The organism is Cupriavidus sp. MPR-AND1C, assembly GCF_058809705.1.
Window position 1 is genome coordinate 1 of sequence record NZ_JBXASU010000024.1, and the last position, 20,151, is coordinate 20,151.

Annotated in this window: 22 protein-coding genes; 9 read left to right on the plus strand and 13 right to left on the minus strand. The window is 67.0% G+C overall.

Translation table 11 applies throughout. The features are described from left to right. A partial coding sequence (locus tag AC1RWI_RS15280; protein ID WP_492867263.1) for an alcohol dehydrogenase catalytic domain-containing protein occupies positions 1 to 434 on the minus strand: 434 nt, incomplete at its 3' end. 326 nt (positions 435 to 760) lie between these two features. Here AC1RWI_RS15280 and AC1RWI_RS15285 point away from each other — a divergent pair. Beyond that, complete coding sequence (locus AC1RWI_RS15285) at positions 761 to 1,549, plus strand: IclR family transcriptional regulator (protein WP_492867265.1); 789 nt, start codon at positions 761 to 763, stop codon at positions 1,547 to 1,549. A 67-nt stretch (positions 1,550 to 1,616) separates the two neighbouring features. On the opposite strand, the gene AC1RWI_RS15290 is transcribed toward AC1RWI_RS15285, so the two are convergent. Beyond that, positions 1,617 to 2,132 (minus strand): hypothetical protein, encoded by a 516-nt coding sequence (locus AC1RWI_RS15290; protein ID WP_052495041.1) that lies wholly within the window; start codon positions 2,130 to 2,132, stop codon positions 1,617 to 1,619. A gap of 20 nt (positions 2,133 to 2,152) precedes the next feature. After that, entirely contained in the window at positions 2,153 to 2,881 is a 729-nt protein-coding gene (locus AC1RWI_RS15295; RefSeq protein WP_492867267.1) for a flagellar brake protein, read from the minus strand. A 306-nt stretch (positions 2,882 to 3,187) separates the two neighbouring features. Between AC1RWI_RS15295 and AC1RWI_RS15300 the strand changes: the two genes are divergently transcribed. Then, positions 3,188 to 3,934, plus strand: coding sequence for a flagellar brake protein (locus AC1RWI_RS15300; protein WP_063778465.1), 747 nt, complete (start codon positions 3,188 to 3,190; stop codon positions 3,932 to 3,934). A gap of 57 nt (positions 3,935 to 3,991) precedes the next feature. Here the strand turns inward: AC1RWI_RS15300 and AC1RWI_RS15305 are convergent, their stop codons facing one another. From AC1RWI_RS15305 to AC1RWI_RS15340, 8 genes are all read right to left on the minus strand, one after another. Further along, positions 3,992 to 4,966 (minus strand): bifunctional helix-turn-helix transcriptional regulator/GNAT family N-acetyltransferase, encoded by a 975-nt coding sequence (locus tag AC1RWI_RS15305; RefSeq protein WP_043354965.1) that lies wholly within the window; start codon positions 4,964 to 4,966, stop codon positions 3,992 to 3,994. 83 nt (positions 4,967 to 5,049) lie between these two features. Further along, a complete protein-coding gene (locus tag AC1RWI_RS15310) occupies positions 5,050 to 5,397 on the minus strand; it encodes an AtuA-related protein (protein WP_492867270.1) in 348 nt (115 codons plus the stop codon). 48 nt (positions 5,398 to 5,445) lie between these two features. Further along, the gene (locus tag AC1RWI_RS15315; RefSeq protein ID WP_043354969.1) at positions 5,446 to 6,798 is read right to left on the minus strand and encodes an acyclic terpene utilization AtuA family protein; all 1,353 of its coding nucleotides are present in this window, start codon (positions 6,796 to 6,798) and stop codon (positions 5,446 to 5,448) included. Positions 6,799 to 6,839: 41 nt separating this feature from the next. After that, the gene (locus AC1RWI_RS15320) at positions 6,840 to 7,826 is read right to left on the minus strand and encodes a Bug family tripartite tricarboxylate transporter substrate binding protein (RefSeq protein ID WP_492867272.1); all 987 of its coding nucleotides are present in this window, start codon (positions 7,824 to 7,826) and stop codon (positions 6,840 to 6,842) included. Between the two features lie 400 nt (positions 7,827 to 8,226). Beyond that, positions 8,227 to 8,589 carry a hypothetical protein gene (locus AC1RWI_RS15325; RefSeq protein WP_043354975.1) on the minus strand — a complete coding sequence of 121 codons (363 nt, stop codon included), beginning with the start codon at positions 8,587 to 8,589 and terminating at the stop codon, positions 8,227 to 8,229. Positions 8,590 to 8,713: 124 nt separating this feature from the next. Next, positions 8,714 to 8,983, minus strand: coding sequence for a hypothetical protein (locus AC1RWI_RS15330; protein WP_043354977.1), 270 nt, complete (start codon positions 8,981 to 8,983; stop codon positions 8,714 to 8,716). Positions 8,984 to 9,110: 127 nt separating this feature from the next. Continuing rightward, positions 9,111 to 10,478 (minus strand): NTP/NDP exchange transporter, encoded by a 1,368-nt coding sequence (locus tag AC1RWI_RS15335; RefSeq protein WP_492867275.1) that lies wholly within the window; start codon positions 10,476 to 10,478, stop codon positions 9,111 to 9,113. Between the two features lie 7 nt (positions 10,479 to 10,485). Further along, the gene (locus AC1RWI_RS15340) at positions 10,486 to 11,421 is read right to left on the minus strand and encodes an aldo/keto reductase (protein WP_492867277.1); all 936 of its coding nucleotides are present in this window, start codon (positions 11,419 to 11,421) and stop codon (positions 10,486 to 10,488) included. Between the two features lie 140 nt (positions 11,422 to 11,561). On the opposite strand from AC1RWI_RS15340, the gene AC1RWI_RS15345 reads away from it, so the two are divergent. The 6 genes from AC1RWI_RS15345 (at position 11,562) to AC1RWI_RS15370 (ending at position 16,363) form a co-directional block, all read left to right on the plus strand. Continuing rightward, on the plus strand, positions 11,562 to 12,026 hold the full coding sequence (locus AC1RWI_RS15345) for a DUF3995 domain-containing protein (protein ID WP_492867279.1): 465 nt from the start codon (positions 11,562 to 11,564) through the stop codon (positions 12,024 to 12,026). A gap of 285 nt (positions 12,027 to 12,311) precedes the next feature. After that, on the plus strand, positions 12,312 to 13,178 hold the full coding sequence (locus AC1RWI_RS15350) for a branched-chain amino acid ABC transporter permease (RefSeq protein ID WP_492867281.1): 867 nt from the start codon (positions 12,312 to 12,314) through the stop codon (positions 13,176 to 13,178). Next, a complete protein-coding gene (locus tag AC1RWI_RS15355; RefSeq protein WP_492867283.1) occupies positions 13,175 to 14,191 on the plus strand; it encodes a branched-chain amino acid ABC transporter permease in 1,017 nt (338 codons plus the stop codon). The genes AC1RWI_RS15350 and AC1RWI_RS15355 overlap by 4 nt, the downstream gene beginning before the upstream one ends. Beyond that, a complete protein-coding gene (locus AC1RWI_RS15360; RefSeq protein WP_492867285.1) occupies positions 14,188 to 14,940 on the plus strand; it encodes an ABC transporter ATP-binding protein in 753 nt (250 codons plus the stop codon). The genes AC1RWI_RS15355 and AC1RWI_RS15360 overlap by 4 nt, the downstream gene beginning before the upstream one ends. Then, positions 14,933 to 15,634 (plus strand): ABC transporter ATP-binding protein, encoded by a 702-nt coding sequence (locus AC1RWI_RS15365; RefSeq protein WP_492867287.1) that lies wholly within the window; start codon positions 14,933 to 14,935, stop codon positions 15,632 to 15,634. Before AC1RWI_RS15360 ends, AC1RWI_RS15365 begins: the two co-directional genes overlap by 8 nt. Positions 15,635 to 15,760: 126 nt before the next feature. Then, positions 15,761 to 16,363 (plus strand): DUF6869 domain-containing protein, encoded by a 603-nt coding sequence (locus AC1RWI_RS15370; RefSeq protein WP_052495044.1) that lies wholly within the window; start codon positions 15,761 to 15,763, stop codon positions 16,361 to 16,363. On the opposite strand, the gene AC1RWI_RS15375 is transcribed toward AC1RWI_RS15370, so the two are convergent. After that, on the minus strand, positions 16,344 to 17,519 hold the full coding sequence (locus AC1RWI_RS15375; protein ID WP_492867289.1) for an ABC transporter substrate-binding protein: 1,176 nt from the start codon (positions 17,517 to 17,519) through the stop codon (positions 16,344 to 16,346). The two genes, AC1RWI_RS15370 and AC1RWI_RS15375, sit on opposite strands and share 20 nt — an antisense overlap. A gap of 197 nt (positions 17,520 to 17,716) precedes the next feature. Here AC1RWI_RS15375 and AC1RWI_RS15380 point away from each other — a divergent pair, with 197 nt between their 5' ends. Next, positions 17,717 to 18,277, plus strand: a complete 561-nt coding sequence (locus tag AC1RWI_RS15380) for an NADPH-dependent FMN reductase (protein WP_201777395.1) — start codon at positions 17,717 to 17,719, stop codon at positions 18,275 to 18,277. 58 nt (positions 18,278 to 18,335) lie between these two features. Here AC1RWI_RS15380 and AC1RWI_RS15385 read toward each other — a convergent pair whose 3' ends face one another. Beyond that, a complete protein-coding gene (locus AC1RWI_RS15385; protein ID WP_043354989.1) occupies positions 18,336 to 19,880 on the minus strand; it encodes a methyl-accepting chemotaxis protein in 1,545 nt (514 codons plus the stop codon). Positions 19,881 to 20,151: the final 271 nt, after the last annotated feature.

Here is a 20,151-nt window from a genome sequence, read left to right on the forward strand (position 1 = left end):
ATGTGGTTGGCAAAGGTGGAGGTGCCCATGTAATGGAAGATCGGCTTGCCATCGATGGAAAAGCGCGAGGTACCGTCAGGCATCAGGCCCTTGCCCTGGGTCGAGCGAATGGCCTGGCAAAGGTTGGTCTTGCGCGACAGGCAGAACTTGCACTGGCGGCATTCCGGCGTGTAGAGGGGGATCACGTGGTCGCCCGGCTTGAGCGAGGTCACGCCCGGGCCCACGTCGGTGACGATGCCGGCGCCTTCGTGACCCAGGATGGCCGGGAAGATGCCCTCCGGGTCGGCGCCCGACAGGGTGTAGTAGTCGGTATGGCAAATACCCGTGGCCTTGATCTCCACCAGCACTTCGCCAGCGCGCGGGCCGTCCAGGTCGACTTCTTCCACGGTCAGCGGGGCGCCGGCTTTCCAGGCGATTGCAGCTTTGGTCTTCATGATGGTTTTCCTTGATAGTGGCTGGCAGCCAGGGCGCCGGCCCGATGTCCGGGGACGTAAGTCGGCGCCGCGCGGTGCAAGCCCGGGCGCGGCATCTTTCGTCAGCAGAGACTATACGTCGATCCGGCTGGCCATGGATGCCTGAAGCGGCGGATTTGGCCCTGGGCGCCCGCTGTTTGGCCAAAAACGTGGGTTGACTGGCCGGCTTGGTTGACCGGGCCGGCGGCTGCGGCTTAAATGCCGGTTCCACCCACGCGTTGCCGCCCGAGCTCAATGTCCTTGCCGTATTGCCTGTCCGCCTCGCCTACCACCAGCACGGACCGGACGTGAGTCACGACGCCGAGCGCACCTCCCGCACCTCCCGCGCCTCGCCAGTGCAACGCGCCCTCTGGATCCTGCGAGCCCTGTCCGACCCGCAAGTGCGCCGCCTGTCCGACGTGGCGCGCGCCACCGGGCTGGACCCGGCCACCGCGTCGCGCCTGCTGGAGTTGCTGGTGGCGGAAGGCTTTGTCACTCGCGATGCCAGCCGGCGCTTTGGCATCGGCCCGGAGATATTCCAGCTGGCCGACGTGGCCCAGCGCCGGGTCGACCTGCGCGCGCTGGCGCGGCCGAGCCTGGAGCGGCTGGTGGAGGAGTTCGAGGATACCGCCGTGCTGACCCTGGCCAGCCGGGGCGAATCGGTGGTGGCGGATATCGAGCTGGGCACGTTCCCGATTCGCGCCAACTATGTCGAGATCGGCACACGCCGCCCGCTCGGGGTGGGCGCAGGCAGCCTGGCGGTACTGGCCTGGATGCCGGAAGCCGAGCGCGCCGCGCGGACCCGGCTTGGCAAGGCGCAATGCGCACGTTACCCGCGCCTCACGGCCGAGGTGATCGGCGAGCAGATCGAGGCCGCCCGTGCGCGCGGCCATGCCTTGTTCCTGGATTGGGTGGTCGACAAGATGGGCGGCATCGCCGTGCCGCTGCTTGACTACGAGGGCCGCCCGCTGGGCGCGTTGAGCGTGGCGGCACTGAGCGAGCGGATCTTGTCTCGCGAGGCGAAGATGGCGCGCCGGCTAAAGGAAGAGGCGCGGCGCATCACGGGTGCATGGGCGCGCCGGGCGCTGGGAGACTAGTGCAAGAGTGCAATAGCGCAATAGCGCAGTAGTTCGTCGGCGCGGTGCGTCTCTGAGCTGGCGTGCCTCAAGGCATGTCGAACTGTTCCGCCGGCTTGCCCTGGTCCAGTTCCGGCAAGCCTGCGGAATACATCACCGCCCAGTTGTCGGGCCCCAGCCCGCCATCGCGACAAGGCAGGCTGGCGATGCGTTTCTGGTCTTTTTCCACGACCAGCCCCTCCTTCTCCCAGCCCTTGCCGCTGCCGGCATAGACCACGTAGTCGTAGCCGCCGTTGGAGAACCTGAAGTAATCGGTGCCGCCGCCGGAGTAGGCCGTGACACCCCAGCGGAAGTGCTTGCGCGGATCATCCGTGAGTTTCGGGTACGCCAGTTCGACGGCGCCCTTCTTGCCAAAGCGGTACTGCACATACCCCTTGGTTTTGGACAGGTCCGGCGACGCGCACAGCGATACAAGCTTGTTGCCCTTGACGGCGCAGGAGAACGCAACTTGTTCGTCCTTCGTGCACAGCGAGTCGCGTGCCGTTGCCGTCAGCGAGCACATCGAAAGCAGCAGGGCGCCGAAGAGGCGATGCGAGTGGTACATGGATGGCTCCGGGAGGGGACTCAGGCGAGCAAGGCAGCCTGATCGAACGCGACGAATTCGCAGCCGTAGTGGTGTACCACATCATCGGCTGTATGCACCAGTTGGTGACGCATTACGCGCACGCTGACCTCGAGCCTGGCCAGCGAGCCAAAGCTGAGGATGCCTCTGGGGAGCACCGTCCCGACGGCCAGCGCGGTTGTCCCCGGCGTGCGCGAGCGCAGGCCCACGCCGCAAGCCGACAGGTCGGCAATGTCCAGGATGAGTGCGGTGCCGTCAGGCAATGCGGCCTCGAACGTGTAGTTATAGTCGAGCGTCTCTGCCCGGTAGTTGCGCCGCCGCTGCACCTGGGACAGCATCTCCGGGAGCGGCACGGCGAAGGCGGTAGCGCCGTCGAACACGCAGCGTTTCGCGGCGCCCAGGGCAAGCGTGACCGAGACATCGTCGAACACGGTCGAAAGCTCGCTCTGTGCGCTGGCCAGTACCGCCTGGTTATCGGATTCGCTCTCGCATCCTTCAAGCGTAAACTCGCGCGCTGCGGCATCCACGAACAACACCCGCGAGCGCAGGGTGCGCCCATCCGGCAAGCGCAAGTCGAGGTAGCGCTCCTGCGTAGCCAGGATATCCAGCATGTCATGGATCTCATCCGCAAGCGCGTGCTGGTATCCATCCGGTGACGGCGGGTCTATCGAAGCGGGATCAAGTCTATTCATGGGCTGGTGTGGCTGGCAGGCGAAGGCGGCCGCAAGCATGGCTGCTAAACGTTGCCTAACGGCAGGAATCTGCCAATCTTTAGTCCGGGCAAGCGCGCGCGGATGCCTAAAGAACGTGCTCGCAATGCCGTTAGAGCCGTCGGCATGCAAACGAGTAAACGAATGAACGAATGAACGAATGAACGAATGAACGAATGAACGAATGATACAAAGCAGGGAAGTGCAGCCTCGAAGCTGGATGCGCGCAGCGTTGTCCGATCCAATATCCAATGTCTTGAATGAGTGAGTTGCGATGAATCGTAGCGCGCGCGCGGCAATGCTCCCGGGCCACCCGGCACCACCACCATGGCCTCGGCAGCCATAGGCACGTCCTTGCCGTTTCCATTGGCGGCAAACGGCGATGTCGAGCGGATCAGCGATCCGGACCAGGTACTTGAGATCCTGCAGGATCTGGTTCGCAAGCGCATCCGGCTCCATCTCCATCCTGCGCAGCAGTGCCGGGTGGCTTCAAGCTTTCTGTTCATCGATCCATCCAAAGGCACCTGCGTGCTCGCGTGGTGCCGCAATGGCGTGGAACTGGAGGCAATCCTGAACGCCAGCGATATGGCGGCCTCGGCCTCGATGGGCGACATCACGTTCCAGTTCCGCATCGCTTCTGCCGCCGTTACCCGTTTCGACGGCGGACCGGCGTTTCTCGCTCCTTACCCGACCGGGATCTATCAAGTCCCGCGCCGCAGGCATTTTCGCGTCCGCCCGCAGGAGGAAAAGCAGTGCCGCTGCCAGATCCTGCTCAGCGACGGCCAGCTCGTGGAGATGGAAGTGGCTGACGTGTCGGTGTCCGGCGTGGGCTTGCGCTCCCGCAGTGTCGGCCCGCAGCGGTTGCCGGTCGGAACCTGGATCGCTGAATGCCATCTGGACCTTGGCGAGCTGGGCGGGTTGAACCTGGCATTGCAGGTGGTGCGCCATCGGAAGGCCTGGCGCGGCGACGAGGCGCACCACCATTTTGGCTGCCACTTTGGCCAGATGGATGCTCAGGCCGCCAGGTGGCTGCAGCGCGTTGTGTTTGCGCTGGAGCTGGCCGGCCGCGAGTAAGCCGGCAAGCCGGCAAGCGGGCCGCTCAGCCTCGCTGCGGCCACGGTTGAGCAACCATCATCCCTTGGCGGCATGGCGCACAAAGCGTTGCTCCGTCACGGCGGCCCCCCATTGCTCGCCCGGCGCCTCCTGCGCAAGTTGAAACCCGTGGGACTCATAGAGATGGCGCGCCGCGTCGAGGCCCTTGAAGGTCCACAGGTAGGTTTGCCTGTAGCGCGCATCCGCGAAATCCAGCGCGCGCTCCAGCAACTGGCGTCCGACGCCGGTGCCGCGCAAGGCGTTGTCGACGATAAACCAGCGCAGGTGGGCGAGCCCGCCCGGTTCGCCATCGATGGCGATGCTGGCCAGCGACCGGCCGCCTTCCACGCACAGCCACAGTTGCCTGTCCGGCGATGGCAGGCTGGTCACGAAACCAGCCAGCTCGGTGGCCACCTTGTGTTCGAAGAAGCTGCCGAATCCCACCAGTTGCGAGTAGAAGCGGGCATGCAGGCTGGCGATGTCGCCGATGCAGCCCGGCCGGTAGCCTTCCTGGATCGCGCTGCGCACGCCGGCATCGTCCCCGGTGGTCTTTTGCGCGTTGTCCGCAGCAAGCGCATCCGCATAGACCGACAGGGACCGGACCAGCACTTGCTGGTCGGCCGGAGTCAGCCGCCGCAATGCACTGGAGACTTGTTCCGTGGCAAAGCCATCGATCTGGTGGTGCAAGTGCCTGCCGGCGTCGGTCAGGTTCAGATGGGATGCGCGCGCATCATCGGTCGAGGCCGTGCGTGCGACCAGACCCAACGATTCGAGCTTGGCGAGCTGCCGGCTTGTATTGGACTTGTCGAGCCGCAGGATACTGGCCAGATCGCGCGCCTGCAGCCCCGGCGCCAGCCCGATCTCGATGATGGCGTGCACCGCGGAGGGCGCAAGCTGGCTATCGGCCAGCGTGGTCCGCATGAAGCCGAGCTCGCGGACCAGCTTTCTGGAGAACACCCTGAGCGCGGCGATCGTGGCATCACGCGGCTCGGGCAGGGGCTCGACGATATCCATGGCGGCTCCATTGGTTGTGTATCGCAACCATAGTAGTTGCGGATCGCAAGTTCTTCAAGGAGTCCAGCCGGAGCGAGGCCTGCCTACGCCGGTCCGCGCAACAATGGGGCCAAGGCCTGCGGCACCTCTACCTCGAACCGCAGTACCGCGCTGGCCAGCGCCTTGCCATAGTTGTCCAGCGCCAGGCTGCGCGACACGCCGCCCCCTAGCGCGCCATGCGCGACGAAGTTGAGCACTTGCAAGCCATCGGCCTCAAAACGATCGACCTCGCCGGTGACCACGCCGCCATACAGGCTCTTGAAGGCTTGGGCGGTGAGCTGCGCCTTGAGATACGGGTAGAACGCGGCGTCGTAGGCGATCACCGAGGTGTTCGAGATATCGCCCTTGTCGCCGGACCGCGTATGTGCCATGCGCCTTAGCGGAACTTTCATGGGATGTGCCTCGCTGCGGATCGAAGGTAAGGGACCGGAGGAAACGGATCAAAGGAAATGGATCTCGGAACTGACCTGCGCGCGCGGCACCAGGGCCGACCACACGCCGATGATCTCGCGCGTGCGCTCTTGGTGCGGCACGCGCTTGCCGGTGGAGGCCAGGCCGCACACGGCCATGCTGTCGATCTCGCGGCCGACCTTGGCGGCCTGCGCGCGGGTGAGGGTGCGCGCGGCCACGCGCACGGCAATCTCGTTGGGCTCGCAGGCCGGCGCCGGGGAGGCCTCGCCGTGAATGGCGTTGACGCCGAGAAAGTCGATGCGCAGCGCTTGCGCGTCCAGCCCCGCCAGCGCGAACCGGTGCGCCAGGATGGTCTTGGCCAGCCGCGCTTTTTCCAGGCAGCCGGGGCCGGCGTAGAAGAACATGTCCTCGCCGATAAAGCCCTCCGTGCAGCCAAGCGAGACCTTGAGCGTGGGCGTGCGCGGTGATCCGCTGATGCCGCTCATGCGCACCTGGTCGGGCGCAACCTGCTCCAGTTGCGCCGTGGTGAAATCCACGACCACGTCCGGCGTGATGTAGCGGCGCGGGTCGTGCACCTCGTAGAACATCTGCTCCTTGACGGTTTGCAGGTCGATGCGCCCACCGGTGCCCGCCACCTTGGAAATCACGGCCGTGCCGCTCACGTCCACCTCGGCAATCGGGAAGGCCAGGTTCCACGGCTCGGGCACGTCCTTGTAGCCCGGGTCGCCAAAATAGCCACCGGTCACCTGCGCGCCGCATTCCAGCAAATGCCCGATGGCGCTGCCGCGCGCGAGCAATTCGGTCTCGTCAGGTTGCCATCCGAACGCATGCATCATCGGCGCGAGAAACAGGGAAGGATCGGCCACGCGGCCCGTCACCACGATCTGCGCACCGCATTGCAGCGCGCGCACGATCGGCTCCGCGCCCTCATACGGCTCGGCCGAGATCAGCGAGCCGCGCAGGGTGGCGATGGGCGCGCCGGTCTCCAGGATCTCCAGCGGCTGGTCGCAGATGGTGCCGGTCAGGTCGGTGGTGGTGATGGCCGCGATCTTCACGCGGGGCAGGCCGAGCTCTGCGCACAGCTGCGCGATGCGCCGCGCCGCGCCCAGTGGATTGATCCAGCCCTGGTTGCTGACGATGCGCGTGCCGTTGGCGATGCAGTGCGGCAGCACGGCGCGCATGCGCTCGTCGAGGTAGGTGTCGTAGCCTTCGAAGGCGGGGTCGCGGCGTTTTCGCACCTGCGCGGCGCAGACGGTGGCCTCGGCCATGGTTTCGAAGCAGAGGAAATCGAGCTTGCCGTGCTGCGCGCTCAGGGCCGCGGGTTCGACGCGGTCGCCCCACCAGCCGGAGCCTGAGCCAATGCGCAGGGTCTTGGTTGCCATGACGGGATCCTTGGTTTGTTGTTTTGCGTGGAATCCTGGTCTTACTGGGCCTGGATGCCTGCGCTCTTGATCACGCGCGCCCATTTCTCGGTATCGGCGCGGATCACCGCGGCGAAGGCGGCGGGAGAGTCGCCGCCAGGCACCGCGCCAAGCTGCTCGATGCGCTGCTTGACCTCGGGCGTGGCCAGCACCTTGGCCACCGTTTGCTGCAGGCGCGCCACCAGCGCGCTCGGCGTGCCGGCAGGGGCCAGCAGGCCGAACCACGAGTTCACCACGTAGCCGGGCAAGCCGGATTCCGCCACGGTGGGCACATCGGGCAGGATGGGCGAGCGCTGCGGGCTGGTTACCGCCAGTGCGCGCACCTTGCCGGCCTGGATTTGCGCCAGCGCCGAGGGCAGGTTGTCGAACATGAGGTTGACCTGGCCCGCCAGCAGGTCGGTCATGGCGGGCGCCGCGCCCTTGTACGGCACGTGCTGCATCTTCACGCCGGCCATGCTGTCGAGCAATTCGCCGGACAGGTGCGGCGAGCCGCCGGTACTGGTGGAGGCGTAGTTGAGGCCGCCCGGGCGCTGCCTGGCCAGCGCGATCAGTTCGGCCACCGATTTGACCGGCAGCGTGGCATTGGTCAGCAGCACGTTGGGCGAGTTGGCGACCAGCGTCACCGGCGCGAAGTCCTTGGCCGAGTCATACGGCATGCGCGCGTAGAGGAACTGGTTGGTGACCTGGGTGCCTAGCGTGCCCATCAGCAGCGTGTAGCCGTCCGGGGCGGCCTTGGCCACGGCCTCGGCGCCGATGTTGCCGCCGGCGCCGGGCCGGTTGTCCACCACCACGGTTTGTCCCAGCGCCTCGCCCAGCTTCTGCGCCAGCAGGCGCGCGAGGATGTCGGTGGTGCCACCGGGGGTGAAAGGCACCACCAGCCGCAGCGGCTTGGTGGGGTAGTTGTCCGCAGCCCGCGCCGGCAGCGCAAGCTGGGCGCACAGGGCGGCGCAGGCCATGGCGGCCAGGCGCAGGGTGGCACGTCGGTGCATCGTTGTCTCCTCGCAGGCGCTGCCGTGACGGCTGTGCCCGGTGGTCATGCCGTGTGCGCAGGTGCGCCGCAACATTTCGTTGAGTGAAATCTATTTTGGATGATCTTATGCATGAGCCGGTTTGAAGGTCAAACAACGGCTAAGTATTTTCATTGAATGAAAATTCGATGCATCACCAAGGCGCTCCGCGGCACTGGTCCCGGTGGTGCCGCGCTGGTGGCGGGCGCCTCGCGCGCATATCGCGCCGTACCACCAGGGCACGCTGCCGGCGGACCGTTTGCTGACCGGCACGCTCCGGCTCGAAGACATCAATGATGGCTTCGGCCGGCTACGCACCGGGCAGGCGATCCGGCAGATGCTGACGATGGGGGACCAGGGTGGTGCCTGGCGGTAGCTGCGCTCAGTACCCTTGATATCCCTGGTATTGCGGCTGCGGTGCCTGCTGATAGTAATAGGGCGCCGGCTGCGGCGCGCATGGCACGTACGCGCGATCGTAATCCCGATAGCAGTATCCCGGCGGGGGGCCATATGCGGGCTGAGGTGGCGCGGCGACAACGACCGGCTGGCTGGCCACGGCGGTGCCGATCACGGCCAGTCCGACCAGGGCGCCGATGGCGAGCGCTACCGCACCGGCCGAACCGTCGCCGCCGTGGTAGCCGCCATCGCGGTAGCGGTCACGTGCCGAAGCGGGTCCTGCGGCCAGCAGCGCGGCGGCGACGATACCGGCGCCGATGACGCGGATGGCACGATGAGTGTTGCGCATGACTGACTCCTGGTGACGGCCAGCGAGGGCGGCTGGCCATGACGTCATCGTAGCGGTCAGGTGTCTGTGCAAGGGACTGGCGCGGTTAGCAGATGTAACGCCGATATCACCGTGATCACGCCGATCAGGGTGCAGGGCGCGGCGGCGGCGATTGCGGGGCCGCAGGCGGTGCAGCGTCGGCGCCCGGGGCGGCCTGCGGCGGCGCCTTCTTGTGATGGTGCTTGTGCTTATGCTTCTTGTGGCGCGCAGGCTGGGCCGGCATGGGCGTTGCCGTGGCCCGCTCGCCCTGTGGCTGCTGCGGCTGCGGCGGTGCAAGCTGGGCGTGGGCGATGCCGCCCAGGGCAAGGGCGGCTGCCAGCGCGGCTGCCTTGAGGCTTGGAATTCCGGGTTTCATCGATGCTCCTCAAAAAATAATCCGTCACAACAGTCACAATTATCCGCACTGTGACGGTGGATGCGGTGTAGGACAAAGCCTGATTCGCGTATCGTGCTTGCAGCTTCCTGCTTGATAACCAGGCCACTCAAGCGCCGCTGCCATCATGCGACACCGGGGTCATGCCGGTGCGGGCCGCCGCCGGCGCGTTCCCGGCCTGGCCTTCATGCCGTCGGCCAAGCCACCATCCCAGCCACGCCCATCCCAGCGCCAGCGCGGCGCCGGTGCACGCCACCACGGCCGGGTGACCGGAAAGCCCATCGATGGCGGTCTTGAACCAGGCACTGACGGCATCGCCGGCGCGATAGACGGCGGTGTCGATCACATTCTTCGCCTTGTACTTGGTCTGTGCATCCACCACGGTAAACAGCATCTCCCGCCCCGGGCGCAACAAGGCGTATTCCCCCACGCGGCGCAGGATCATCGCGCCGGCCAGCACGGCGAAGGTGGGCCACAGCGCCAGCACCAGGAAGCCAGCCGCCACCGCCAGCGGCACCGCCGTGAGCAGTGAGGCCACGCCATAGCGCCTGGCGATGCGCCCCGACAGGAACACCTGCACCAGGATGGTCAGCGCCTGCACGATGGCATCGATGGCGCTGAACACCTGGGTCTGCTGCGTGCGGCTGGGGAAGGTCTGCGCCATCAGCCTGGCCTGCTCGAAGTAGAGGAACGTGCTGGCCGTGGCCAGCAGGATCACGAACAGGCTGATGCCAAGCAGGTAACGGGACCGCGCCACCAGTGTCAGCCCGGCCCAGAGCCCGCCCCCGATGGGCCGGGCCGGGTCTTGCGCCGGCACCGGATCGTCCGCCACCAGCATGCCCGCGCCGGCGCGCTTGCGCCAGCCGAACAGGTAGCCCACGCCGGGCAGCGTGGCCGCGAGCAGCGCTGCCGACAGCACCATCAGCCCGGTCAGGCCGATGCGCGTCACCAGCCAGCCGCCCAGCAGCGGGCCGGCCAGGCCGCCCGCGCTGGCGCCAGCGGCCAGCAAGCCGAACAGCCGGCGCGCCTGGCCGGGGCGGAACACGTCCGCCATCAGGCTCCAGGCCACCGACACCACGAACAGGTTGAACACCGATAGCCAGACATAGAATGCGCGCGCCAGCCAGATGCTGTCCGGCGCGCCACGCGTGGCCACTGCAAAGCCCAGCAGGTTGGCAATAAAGAATGCATAGACCCAGGGCACGAAACGCCGGCGGGGCAGCCGCGCGCTGCACAAGCCATAGAACGGGATGGCCACCAGCATGACTACGAAGGTGGCGGTAAACAGCCATTGCAGGTTTTGCACGCCGCCGGCGATGCCCATGGTCTCTCGCACCGGGCGCAGCATGAAGTAGCTGGCGAACAGGCAGAAGAAGAACAGGAAGCCAGCCGTGACGGCGCCGCCTTCACCTGGCTGGATGCCAAGCCCGTGCCGGGTGGCCTGCCTGGCGTGCGCGGAGTGGATGGGGCTTGCCATGCCGGGTTCAAGCGGCCAGCAGCGCGGCAATGCGCTCGCGCTGGCGCGCATCGGGCATGCGGCCAAGGCCCGCGCCAAGGTTGTCCTGCATGTTTCGGGGCTTGGAGGTGGCGGGGATCGCCGCTGTCACCGCTGGGTGGCTGATGATGAATTTCAGGAAGATCTGGCCCCACGACGCACAGTCGATCTCGCTGGCCCAGGGCGGCAGCGGCCGGTCCTTGACGGCGCGGAACAGGCGCCCGTCCTGGAACGGGCGATTGACCAGCACGGCCACGCCGCGCTCCTGGCACAGCGGCAGCAGCGCGCGCTCGGCATTGCGTTCGGCCAGGGAATAGTTCAGCTGCACAAAATCCAGGCGTTCGCTGCGCACGATCTGCGCCAGCGCCTCATGCGCGTCCTCGCGGTAGTGGGTGATGCCGACATGGCGGGTCTTGCCCTGATCCTTCAGTTGGCGTGCAAAGCGCAGGTTGTCGCGCCAGTCGATCAGGTTGTGGACCTGTAGCAGATCCACGGTATCGCTATGCAGGTCGCGCAGCGACTGTGTCCATTGCGCCTGCGCCGCGCCGCCGGCCGGGCTGGATATCTTGGTGGCCAGGAAGACCTTGCCGCGCGCATCGGCGTCCCGCAGCAGGTCGCCGGTGACGCCTTGCGCGCTGCCATAGCTGGGCGCGGTGTCGATCACCGAGCCGGGCGTTTGCAGCAGCAGGGCCAGGACGTCGGCCAGCGGGGCGCGTTCGGCGCGTTCCGTTCCCACGTTGAAGGTGTTGGACGTACCCATGCCGATCACCGGCAGGGTTTCGTGGCCGCCGGGCAGTGCCCGGCGCAATGGCCCTGCAGCGGGCGGCGCCGCGAGCGTGCTTGCGGGCCAGGTGCCACAGGGCAGGCTAAGTGCGGCGGCAAGGCGCGCGCCGCGGCCAAGAAAACGGCGTCTATCGTATGACATGACGATCTCCTTGCTGGCGAGCCCGGATTCCGGCGGCCGGGGCTGCGGCATTTAGTCACTGCGCGCCGCGCAGCGGCCCGGCTAGCTTAAGCTGTTGCCTCGGTCCGTATCATATTCTCACGAATAGGAATCCTGCCGCCATGGTCGCTCTGCTGGTCGCCTGCACCTACCTCTTGCTTGCCGTCGCGCATGTTTACTGGGCGCTGGGCGGGCGCCTGGCAAAGGATGCCGCCGTTCCCCGCGTGCCGCGCAAGGTGGCCGCCGGCGACATTGCGCCACCGGCAATGGCGAGCGCGATGGTGCCCGCCTTTACGCCCTCGCGCACGGGCACGCTGCTGGTGGCCGTTGGTCTGGCTGCAGTGGCCTTGATGGTGGGGGCGCGCGCCGGGCTGGCCACGGCGCCTAGCGCCGGACCGATCCTGCAATGGGCCATCGGCCTGGTCGCGCTGGCCATGCTGGCCAGGGCGGTGGGCGATTTTCGGCTGGTTGGCTTTTTCAAGCGCATCACCGGCTCTTCGTTTGCCTGGCTGGATACGCGGGTCTATTCCCCCCTGTGCCTGGCGCTGTCCGCAGGCCTGGCGTACGTGGCGATTCTCCCGCCGTGAGCGGCGCCGCATTCCTGGCAGCCGCATGCGCCGTATCGCAAGAACCCCTGATTGCAAAGTGAAGTGGCGCGTCTGACAATGCCCTGCACCTTGGGCCGGGCGCTGCCGCCACGGCCCATCCGGCGGGCCAGGCAAGCAACGAAAACGGCAAACGGCAAATGGGAAACGGGAGACCACGATGCGCACCCAGGGCGCGATCATCGGCGCCGGGCCGGCAGGCCTGCTGCCAGGAGATGTCATGACAAAGCTTGGTTGCCCACCACCGCGGCCGGCGGAGGGCCTGCGATGATCGCCAGCTTCCTCGGCGTGCTGTTCGACGGGCTGGCCTATGGTTGCCTGCTGTTCCTGATCAGCGTAGGGCTGTCGGTGACCATGGGCCTGATGAATTTCGTCAACCTGGCGCACGGCGCGTTCGCCATGTTCGGCGGCTACGTCGCAGTGGTGCTGATGACCCGGGCCGGCGTGCCCTTCCTGGCGACGCTGCCGCTAGCCTTCGTGGGGGCCGCGGCGGTGGGCTGGGTGCTGGAGCGCACCCTGTACCGGCGCCTGTACCGCGCCAGCCATTTCGACCAGGTGCTGTTCTCGATCGGGCTGACCTTCATGGCGATCGCGGGGGCCACCTACGTGTTCGGGCCGGGCCAGCAGCCGGTGGCGCTGCCCGCCGTCCTGCTCGGCCAGGTGCGCGTGGCGGGCCTGGACCTTGGCGCCTATCGCCTGTTCCTGATCGGCGTGGTGGTGGTCATCACCGTGGCGCTGGGCTGGCTGGTGGCGCGCACGCGCTTTGGCGCGCAGGTGCGCGCGGCGGTGGACAACCAGCAAGCGGCGCGCGGCCTGGGCATCAATGTGGAGCGGGTATTCAGCCTGACCTTCGCGCTTGGCTCCGGGCTGGCCGGGCTGGGCGGCGGGCTGGGCATCGACGTGCTGGGGCTCGATCCGTCGTTCCCGCTCAAGTACATGGTGTATTTCCTGCTGGTGGTGGCCGTGGGCGGCGCGGGCACCATCCGCGGCCCGCTGGTGGCGGCGCTGCTGCTGGGCGTGGCCGATGTGGCAGGCAAGTATTACGTGCCGGCGGTTGGCGCCTTTGTCATCTATGCGCTGATGGTGCTGCTGCTGGTGCTGTTCCCGGCCGGTCTCTATGGGAGGCGGGCATGAGCGCCGTTGACGGGGTACCGAATCGCGCGATCGCGCGGCGCACTCATTTGCCCGACGGGCGCTGGCGCGTTGGCGAGATCGTGTTCTGGCTGGTGCCGGTGGCGGTGTTCTTCTTGCTGCCCGGCTACCTGATCCTTGGCAGCCAGGTGCTGATCACCGGGCTCTTCGCGCTGTCGCTGGATTTGCTGCTGGGCTACGCCGGGATCGTCTCGCTGGGGCATGCGGCCTTCTTCGGCCTGGGCGCTTACACCGCCGGGCTGCTCGCCGCGCATGGCTGGGGCGAGCCGGTCTCGGGCCTGCTCGCGGCCGGCGCGGTGGCCGGCCTGGCGGGTTGGCTGGCGAGTTTCCTGGTGGTGCGCGGCGGGGACCTGACCCGGCTCATGGTCACGCTGGGCATCGGCTTGATGCTGTTCGAGGCGGCCAACAAGGCGGCTTTCCTGACCGGCGGCGTGGATGGCCTGTCGGGCGTCACCATGGCGCCGCTGCTCGGGCTGTTCGAGTTCGACCTGTTCGGCAAGACCGCCTACCTTTACAGCCTGGTGGTGACGTTCCTGCTGTTCGTGCTGGTGCGCAGGCTGGTGGCTTCTCCCTTCGGGCTGTCGCTTCGCGGCATGCGCGAGGGCGCGCGCCGCATGCCGGCGCTGGGTGTCGACGTGCCGCGCCGCCTGGGCGCGGTGTTCGCCGTGGCGGCGGCGCTGGCCGGCATAGCCGGTGGGCTGCTGGCGCAGACGACGCAGTTCGTCGGCATGGATGTGCTGGGCTTCCCGCGCTCGGCCGAACTCCTGGTGATGCTGGTGCTGGGTGGCGCGGGCCGCTTGTACGGCGCACTGCTCGGGGCGGCCGTGTTCATGATCGCGCAGGATGTGCTGGCAGGCATCAATCCGGTGTACTGGCAGTTCTGGATTGGCCTGCTGCTGGTGGTGATCGTGCTGTTTGCGCGTGGCGGGCTGATGGGCGCGCTGGATGCCTTGTGCCGCCGCATGCGCCGCAAGCCGGGAGGAAGGCGGCCATGACCAGGTTGCTGCGTACCGAGGGGCTGTCCAGGTCCTGGGGCGGGTTTGCCGCCAACAGCGACATCTCCCTGCAGTTTGCGCCGGGCGCCCGCCATGCGCTGATCGGGCCTAACGGCGCCGGCAAGACCACCTTCATCAACCTGCTCACCGGCGCCTTGCCGGCCAGCAGCGGCAGCATCTGGCTGGGCGACGAGGACATCACGCAATTGCCCCAGCACGCACGGGTGCGGCGCGGCATGACCCGGACCTACCAGATCAACACCTTGTTCCCCGGCCTGACGGTGCTCGAATCCGTGGTGCTGGCGGTGGCAGAGCGCAGCGGCGCCACCCGGATCTGGCATCGCACCGTGGCTGCGCAGCGGGCACTGGCCGACGAGGCCATGGCGGTGCTGGCCAGCCTGCGCCTGGACGCCGAGGCCGATACCGAGACGCGCAGCCTGCCATACGGCAAGCAGCGTCTGCTGGAAATCGCGCTGGCGCTGGCCACCCGGCCCGCCATCCTGCTGCTGGATGAACCCGCGGCGGGCATTCCGGCCGGGGAGAGCGCCGAGCTGTTCGGCGTGATCGCCGGTTTGCCGCGCGGCATCACCATCCTGTTTATCGAGCACGACATGGACCTGGTATTCCGCTTTGCCGAGCGCATCACGGTGCTGGTGGGTGGCCGCGTGCTCACCGAGGGCACGCCCGCGGAGATCGGCGCCGATCCTCGCGTCAGGGAGGTATACCTCGGGCAGGCTGCCCATGACTGAACTGCTGCGGGTGCAGGGGCTGAGCGCGGGCTATGGCGACGCCGTCGTGCTTGACGGCATCGACCTGGTGCTGGAAGCCGGCGAAAGCCTGGCCTTGCTGGGCCGCAACGGGGTGGGCAAGAGCACGCTGCTGATGACGTTGATGGGCCTGACCCGGCAGCGGCGCGGCAGCCTGTCCTGGCGCGGGCGCGACCTGGCGCGGCTGGCGGCGCACCAGCGCGCCGCCGCCGGCCTGGGATGGGTGCCGCAGGAGCGCTGCATGTTCCCGTCCCTGACCGTGGAGGAACACCTGACGGCGGTGGCGCGTCCGGGCCACTGGAATGTCGCTCGGGTCTACGAAGTCTTTCCCCGACTGCAGGAACGGCGCGCAAACCTGGGCAACCAGTTGTCGGGGGGAGAACAGCAGATGCTCGCGATTGGCCGGGCGCTCATGGTAAACCCGGCCCTGCTATTACTCGACGAGCCGATGGAGGGATTGGCGCCTATTATTGTTCAGGAATTGCAGCATGTGATACGCCGCTTGATCGAAGAGGGCGGCATGGCTGTGATCGTGGTGGAGCAGCACGCTCGCCTGGCGCTTGGCATGACGCGGCGTGCGATGGTGCTCGATCGCGGCAGGGTAGTGTTTGAGTCGACCAGCGCGGAGCTGCTGGCGGACAAGGCCAGTTTGGACAGGTTGCTGACGGTTGCCTGAGCCCAACCCCGGTATGGTCAACCGGCGGCAGGCGATTGGCGGCGAACGTTGGCGGCCGTTGGCGGCAACGACGCCTTCGGCCATCGGCAGTGCCCATTTTTCGCAGGCGGGTAGTCACGGGGAACTATGGAAACCCATGAGCAGAACCGGCTCGTCAACGCCTATATCCAGCGTTACAGCCGCTACGACCCGGCCATTGGCCGTCACGAGGTGCGCTCGTTCTGGGTCTGGCAGGCCTGCGACTGGCTCGGCGTCAACGACCCCGAAGGGTTATGGCGGCTGGTGCTGGAAGTCCTGGCCCGCACCGACAGTCCCCGCGTACTTGGCGCACTTGCCGCCGGCGAGCTTGAAGACCTGATCGAGTACCACGGCCCGGCCTTCATCGGCCGCATCGAGCAGGAGGCCGCGCGCGACCCGCGCTTTCGCCGCCTGCTGTGCGGCGTCTGGCGCAGTTCCACGCCCGAGGTCTGGGCGCGCGTGCTGGCCGCCAGCGACAGCAACTTCAACGAAGTGCCGCAGCGCGCGATGTGGATATGCTACGACCAGCATGGCGGGGATGCGCAGGGCGCGGCGGCGCAGCCCGATGGCGAGGCTGGCGTGTCTCGCGAGGCCCACAGACAGCCTGCCCGTATCGTGCCATCGCCGTCGTGGTTGCCGCAGCGTGAAGGCGCAATGCACGCAGACTCGCCGCCGCATCGCGCCGCCTGGCCTACTTCCCCGGATCCTTGATGTTGTCGAATTTGTCGAACTCCACGTTGTGGAGCTCGCCGCCAACCTTTTCCACGCGCCGGATATAGACGGTCTGGACCACGTCGCGGGTGTCCGGGTCGATCATGATCGGGCCGCGCGGGCTGGCGATCTTCATGCCCTTGAGCGCCGCGACGAACTTGCCGCCGTCGGTGGCACCGCCGGTCTTCTTCAACGCATCGTAGATCGCGCGCATGCCGTCGTAGGCGGCCACGGCCATGAAGTTAGGCCGGCCGGCGCCAGGGTTGGCTTCGGCAAAGGCCTTCAGGAAGGTCTTGTTCTCGGGCGAATCGTGCGCCATCGAGTAATGGAACGACGTGATCACGCCCAGCGTGGCGTCGCCCATGGCCGGCAGCACGTGGTCGTCGGTCAGGTCGCCGGTGGCGATCACGCGGATGCCGGCCTCGGCCAGGCCGCGCTCGCGAAAGCCTTTCATGAACGCCACGCCTTGCTCGCCGGCGGGCAGGAACAGAAACACCGCCTCCGGCCTGGCGTCCTTGATGCGCTGGATGAACGGCGCGAACTCCGGGTTGCGCAGCGGCACCCGGATCGATTCGACCACCTGTCCGCCGCCGCCGATGAAGTTGGTCTTGAACGCGGTCTCCGCGTCGATCCCCGGCGCGTAGTCCGCCACCAGCGTCACTACCTTGCGCACCTTGTTCTTGATGGCCCAGGTGGCCATCGGCGCCGAGATCTGCGGCAAGGTCATCGACACCCGCGCGATATACGCGGATTTGGTGGTGATCGAGGACGACGCTGCGTTGAAGATCACCATCGGCTTGCTGGCCTGCTCGGCAATCGGCGCCACTGCCAGGGCCTCGGGCGTGAGGCCGAAGCCGGCCAGCACGTCGACCTTGTCGCGCACCACCAGCTCCTGTGCCAGCCGCTTTGCCACATCCGGGGCCGGGCCCGTGGTGTCCTTGCTGATGATCTGCACCTTGCGTCCCGCCACGGTATCGCCATTGAGCTTCTGGAACGCCTTGATGCCGCCTTCCATCTGCTTGCCATAGTCGGCAAAGCTGCCCGAGAAGGGCGCGATCAGCCCGATCCTGACGGGATCGGCGGCGTGGGCGAGCGAAGGCGCCACGGCAAGCACGCTGCAAGCCGCGAGGGCACGCAGCAAGGGGGCAAAGGTCATCGATGGTCTCCTGGTCGAGTGCGCTCTGGTCCCGCAAAGGGGCTGGGCGGGTGCTGGCGCGGGGCACTGGCAGAGGAGTTTAGGGGGCAGGGCGGTTTGGTGCAATCGGGGCTTGCGCAAAGGGCTGCGGCCAGCCACGCGCAGTCGGCATAGAATGCGCGCTGGCTCAGATACCACCCATGCGGTGCAAATCGGGAATGATGAAAGTACTTGCGCTATCCGGCAGCCTGCGGGCCGTGTCCGTCAATTCCGCGCTGCTGCGCGCGGCCGCGCGGCTGGCGCCAGCGAATGTGTCGGTCGCCGTGTTCAGCGGCCTTGGGGAGTTGCCGCTGTTCAACCCGGACGGCGAGGCATGTCCGCATGCCAGCGTCATACGTTTTTTTACCGAGGTGGCGCAGGCGGATGCGCTGCTGATCGCCAGCCCTGAGTACGCGCACGGCGTGACCGGCACGATCAAGAATGCACTGGACTGGCTGGTGGGCTACGAGCCGTTCGCCTTCAAGCCGGTCGCCGTGCTCAATGCATCGCCGCGCGCGCACCATGCCGATGCGGCACTGCGCGAGACCTTGAAGACGATGGCCGCCGTCATTATCGAGCCGGCGTCGATCACCGTGCCATTGCTGGGCGCCGGGCTGGATGAGGATGGCATGGTCTCGACGCCGGCCATTGCCGCTGCCATTCAAGAAGCGCTGGTGGCGCTGTACGATGCCGTCGTCCTTAACAAGACGACGGCAGCTGCCACATTTCCGCTTGCGTGACCGGTTAGCGGCTGGCCGCTGGCGGCGCGCCGCAGGAGGATCAGGACGGTCTGGCGGTTCAGGCAGCCACGAGGCGGAACGTGGATACGGCTTCCTTCAGGCGCTGGGCCTGCTCTTCCAGCGATCCCGCGGCGGCCGCGGCTTGCTCCACCAGTGCGGCGTTCTGCTGCGTCACCGTGTCCATCTGGGTGACGGCCTGGTTGACCTGCTCGATGCCGGCGCTCTGCTCGGCCGAGGCGGCGCTGATCTCGCCCATGATGTCGGTCACGCGTTTTACCGCGCCCACGATCTCATCCATGGTCTGGCCGGCCTTGGTGACCAGTTGCGAGCCCTTTTCCACGCGCTCGACCGAGTCGCCGATCAGCGACTTGATCTCCTTGGCGGCGGTCGCGCTGCGCTGTGCCAGGCTGCGCACCTCGCCGGCCACCACCGCAAAGCCCCGGCCTTGCTCACCCGCGCGGGCGGCTTCCACCGCGGCATTCAGGGCGAGGATGTTGGTCTGGAAGGCAATGCCCTCGATCACGGCAATGATGTCGGCCACCTTGCGCGAAGCGCCGTTGATCTCCTGCATGGTGTCGACCACCTGGCCAACCACCGCGCCGCCCTTGATCGCGATCTCGGAGGCGTTGACGGCGAGCGAGCTGGCCTGCTTGGCGTTGTCCGCGTTCTGGCGGACGATGCTGGTCAGCTCCTCCATGCTGGAGGCTGTTTCCTGCAGTGACGACGCTTGTTCTTCCGTGCGCTGGGACAGATCCGTGTTGCCTGCGGCGATCTGGCTCGTGCCGGACGCGATGGATTCGGTGCCGGTGCGCACCTGGGTCACGATGCGCAGGATGTTGCCATTCATGTCGCCCAGGGCGCGCAGCAACTGGCCGGTCTCGTCCTTGCTGTCCGAGCGGATGTGGCTGGTCAGGTCGCCCGACGCCACCTTGCGTGCGAAGCCCACGGCGCGATGCAGCGGCGCGGTGATGCCGGCGGTCAGCCATACCGAGAACGCGACGCCGATGGCCAGCACCAGCACGCCAAGCGCGATCAGGCGATTGCGCGCGCTGAGGTAGATCTCGTTGATATCCAATGCGGTCTGGTCAATGCTGGCGCGCTGGATATCGAGCAGCTTCTGGATCTCGGCAAGATAGGCGTTGCCGGCGGGCACGAACTCGCTCTCGAGCACCTGGTTGGCTTCGTCGGTCTGGCCGGCTTCCTTGAGCTTGGTGATCTTGTCGCGCGAGTCGTTGTACGGCTTGCGCACGGTCTGGATCGTCTTGAATGCCGCCTTCTCCGCGTCGGAGGACAGCATCGGCTCGAGCTTGTCGCGCAACGCCGCGATGGCATCGACCGACCCCTTTGTCTCGGCGGCGAAGAACGCGCCCAGGCTCGGGTCGGCACTGCGCGCCACCGCGGTGGTGCGGCGCACGCTCGTATGCATCAGGCGATACCAGTCGCTGACGACCCGCTCCTTGGCCAGCGGCTGCTGCATCATGTCGTGCGTGTGGCTGGCCACGTCCTGCAGCCCCAGGATGCTGAACACGGTCATGAGCGTTGACAGCAGCAGCACCACGCCAAAGCCAATGCCAAGGCGTACCCCGATTCCAAGATTTTTCATTTTCTTCTGCCTGAATGGAAATAATACGGTGGCGAAATGCTGGTCCGGAGGACGCGGATTCGCTCTATTGTCAGCCGCGCCGTTCTGTCGCGAACGCATTTGCGGGCTATGGTGAGTATCGGCAATTGAGGTGGGAACTTGAGTGCCGGGGCTTGTTGCCTGGCGAGGATGGCGTGCCCAGGCGGATGCATGAAGGAAGGGCGGCCAGGTATGCCGTGGCTCGCACGCGAAGATCCACTCGGCCCCGATCTTCATCGCCTGTGCTCGAAAT

Bases quoted from the DNA above. Each gene is read 5' to 3' on its own strand.
- AC1RWI_RS15315 (WP_043354969.1), bottom strand. From the start codon at position 6,798: ATGGCAACCAAGACCCTGCGCATTGGCTCAGGCTCCGGCTGGTGGGGC.
- AC1RWI_RS15345 (WP_492867279.1), top strand. From the start codon at position 11,562: ATGGTCGCTCTGCTGGTCGCCTGCACCTACCTCTTGCTTGCCGTCGCG.
- AC1RWI_RS15310 (WP_492867270.1), bottom strand. From the start codon at position 5,397: ATGAAAGTTCCGCTAAGGCGCATGGCACATACGCGGTCCGGCGACAAG.
- AC1RWI_RS15380 (WP_201777395.1), top strand. From the start codon at position 17,717: ATGATGAAAGTACTTGCGCTATCCGGCAGCCTGCGGGCCGTGTCCGTC.
- AC1RWI_RS15330 (WP_043354977.1), bottom strand. From the start codon at position 8,983: ATGAAACCCGGAATTCCAAGCCTCAAGGCAGCCGCGCTGGCAGCCGCC.
- AC1RWI_RS15365 (WP_492867287.1), top strand. From the start codon at position 14,933: ATGACTGAACTGCTGCGGGTGCAGGGGCTGAGCGCGGGCTATGGCGAC.
- AC1RWI_RS15305 (WP_043354965.1), bottom strand. From the start codon at position 4,966: ATGGATATCGTCGAGCCCCTGCCCGAGCCGCGTGATGCCACGATCGCC.
- AC1RWI_RS15360 (WP_492867285.1), top strand. From the start codon at position 14,188: ATGACCAGGTTGCTGCGTACCGAGGGGCTGTCCAGGTCCTGGGGCGGG.
- AC1RWI_RS15295 (WP_492867267.1), bottom strand. From the start codon at position 2,881: ATGCTTGCGGCCGCCTTCGCCTGCCAGCCACACCAGCCCATGAATAGA.
- AC1RWI_RS15290 (WP_052495041.1), bottom strand. From the start codon at position 2,132: ATGTACCACTCGCATCGCCTCTTCGGCGCCCTGCTGCTTTCGATGTGC.
- AC1RWI_RS15340 (WP_492867277.1), bottom strand. From the start codon at position 11,421: ATGTCATACGATAGACGCCGTTTTCTTGGCCGCGGCGCGCGCCTTGCC.
- AC1RWI_RS15355 (WP_492867283.1), top strand. From the start codon at position 13,175: ATGAGCGCCGTTGACGGGGTACCGAATCGCGCGATCGCGCGGCGCACT.
- AC1RWI_RS15350 (WP_492867281.1), top strand. From the start codon at position 12,312: ATGATCGCCAGCTTCCTCGGCGTGCTGTTCGACGGGCTGGCCTATGGT.
- AC1RWI_RS15325 (WP_043354975.1), bottom strand. From the start codon at position 8,589: ATGCGCAACACTCATCGTGCCATCCGCGTCATCGGCGCCGGTATCGTC.
- AC1RWI_RS15300 (WP_063778465.1), top strand. From the start codon at position 3,188: ATGGCCTCGGCAGCCATAGGCACGTCCTTGCCGTTTCCATTGGCGGCA.
- AC1RWI_RS15370 (WP_052495044.1), top strand. From the start codon at position 15,761: ATGGAAACCCATGAGCAGAACCGGCTCGTCAACGCCTATATCCAGCGT.
- AC1RWI_RS15385 (WP_043354989.1), bottom strand. From the start codon at position 19,880: ATGAAAAATCTTGGAATCGGGGTACGCCTTGGCATTGGCTTTGGCGTG.
- AC1RWI_RS15320 (WP_492867272.1), bottom strand. From the start codon at position 7,826: ATGCACCGACGTGCCACCCTGCGCCTGGCCGCCATGGCCTGCGCCGCC.
- AC1RWI_RS15335 (WP_492867275.1), bottom strand. From the start codon at position 10,478: ATGGCAAGCCCCATCCACTCCGCGCACGCCAGGCAGGCCACCCGGCAC.
- AC1RWI_RS15375 (WP_492867289.1), bottom strand. From the start codon at position 17,519: ATGACCTTTGCCCCCTTGCTGCGTGCCCTCGCGGCTTGCAGCGTGCTT.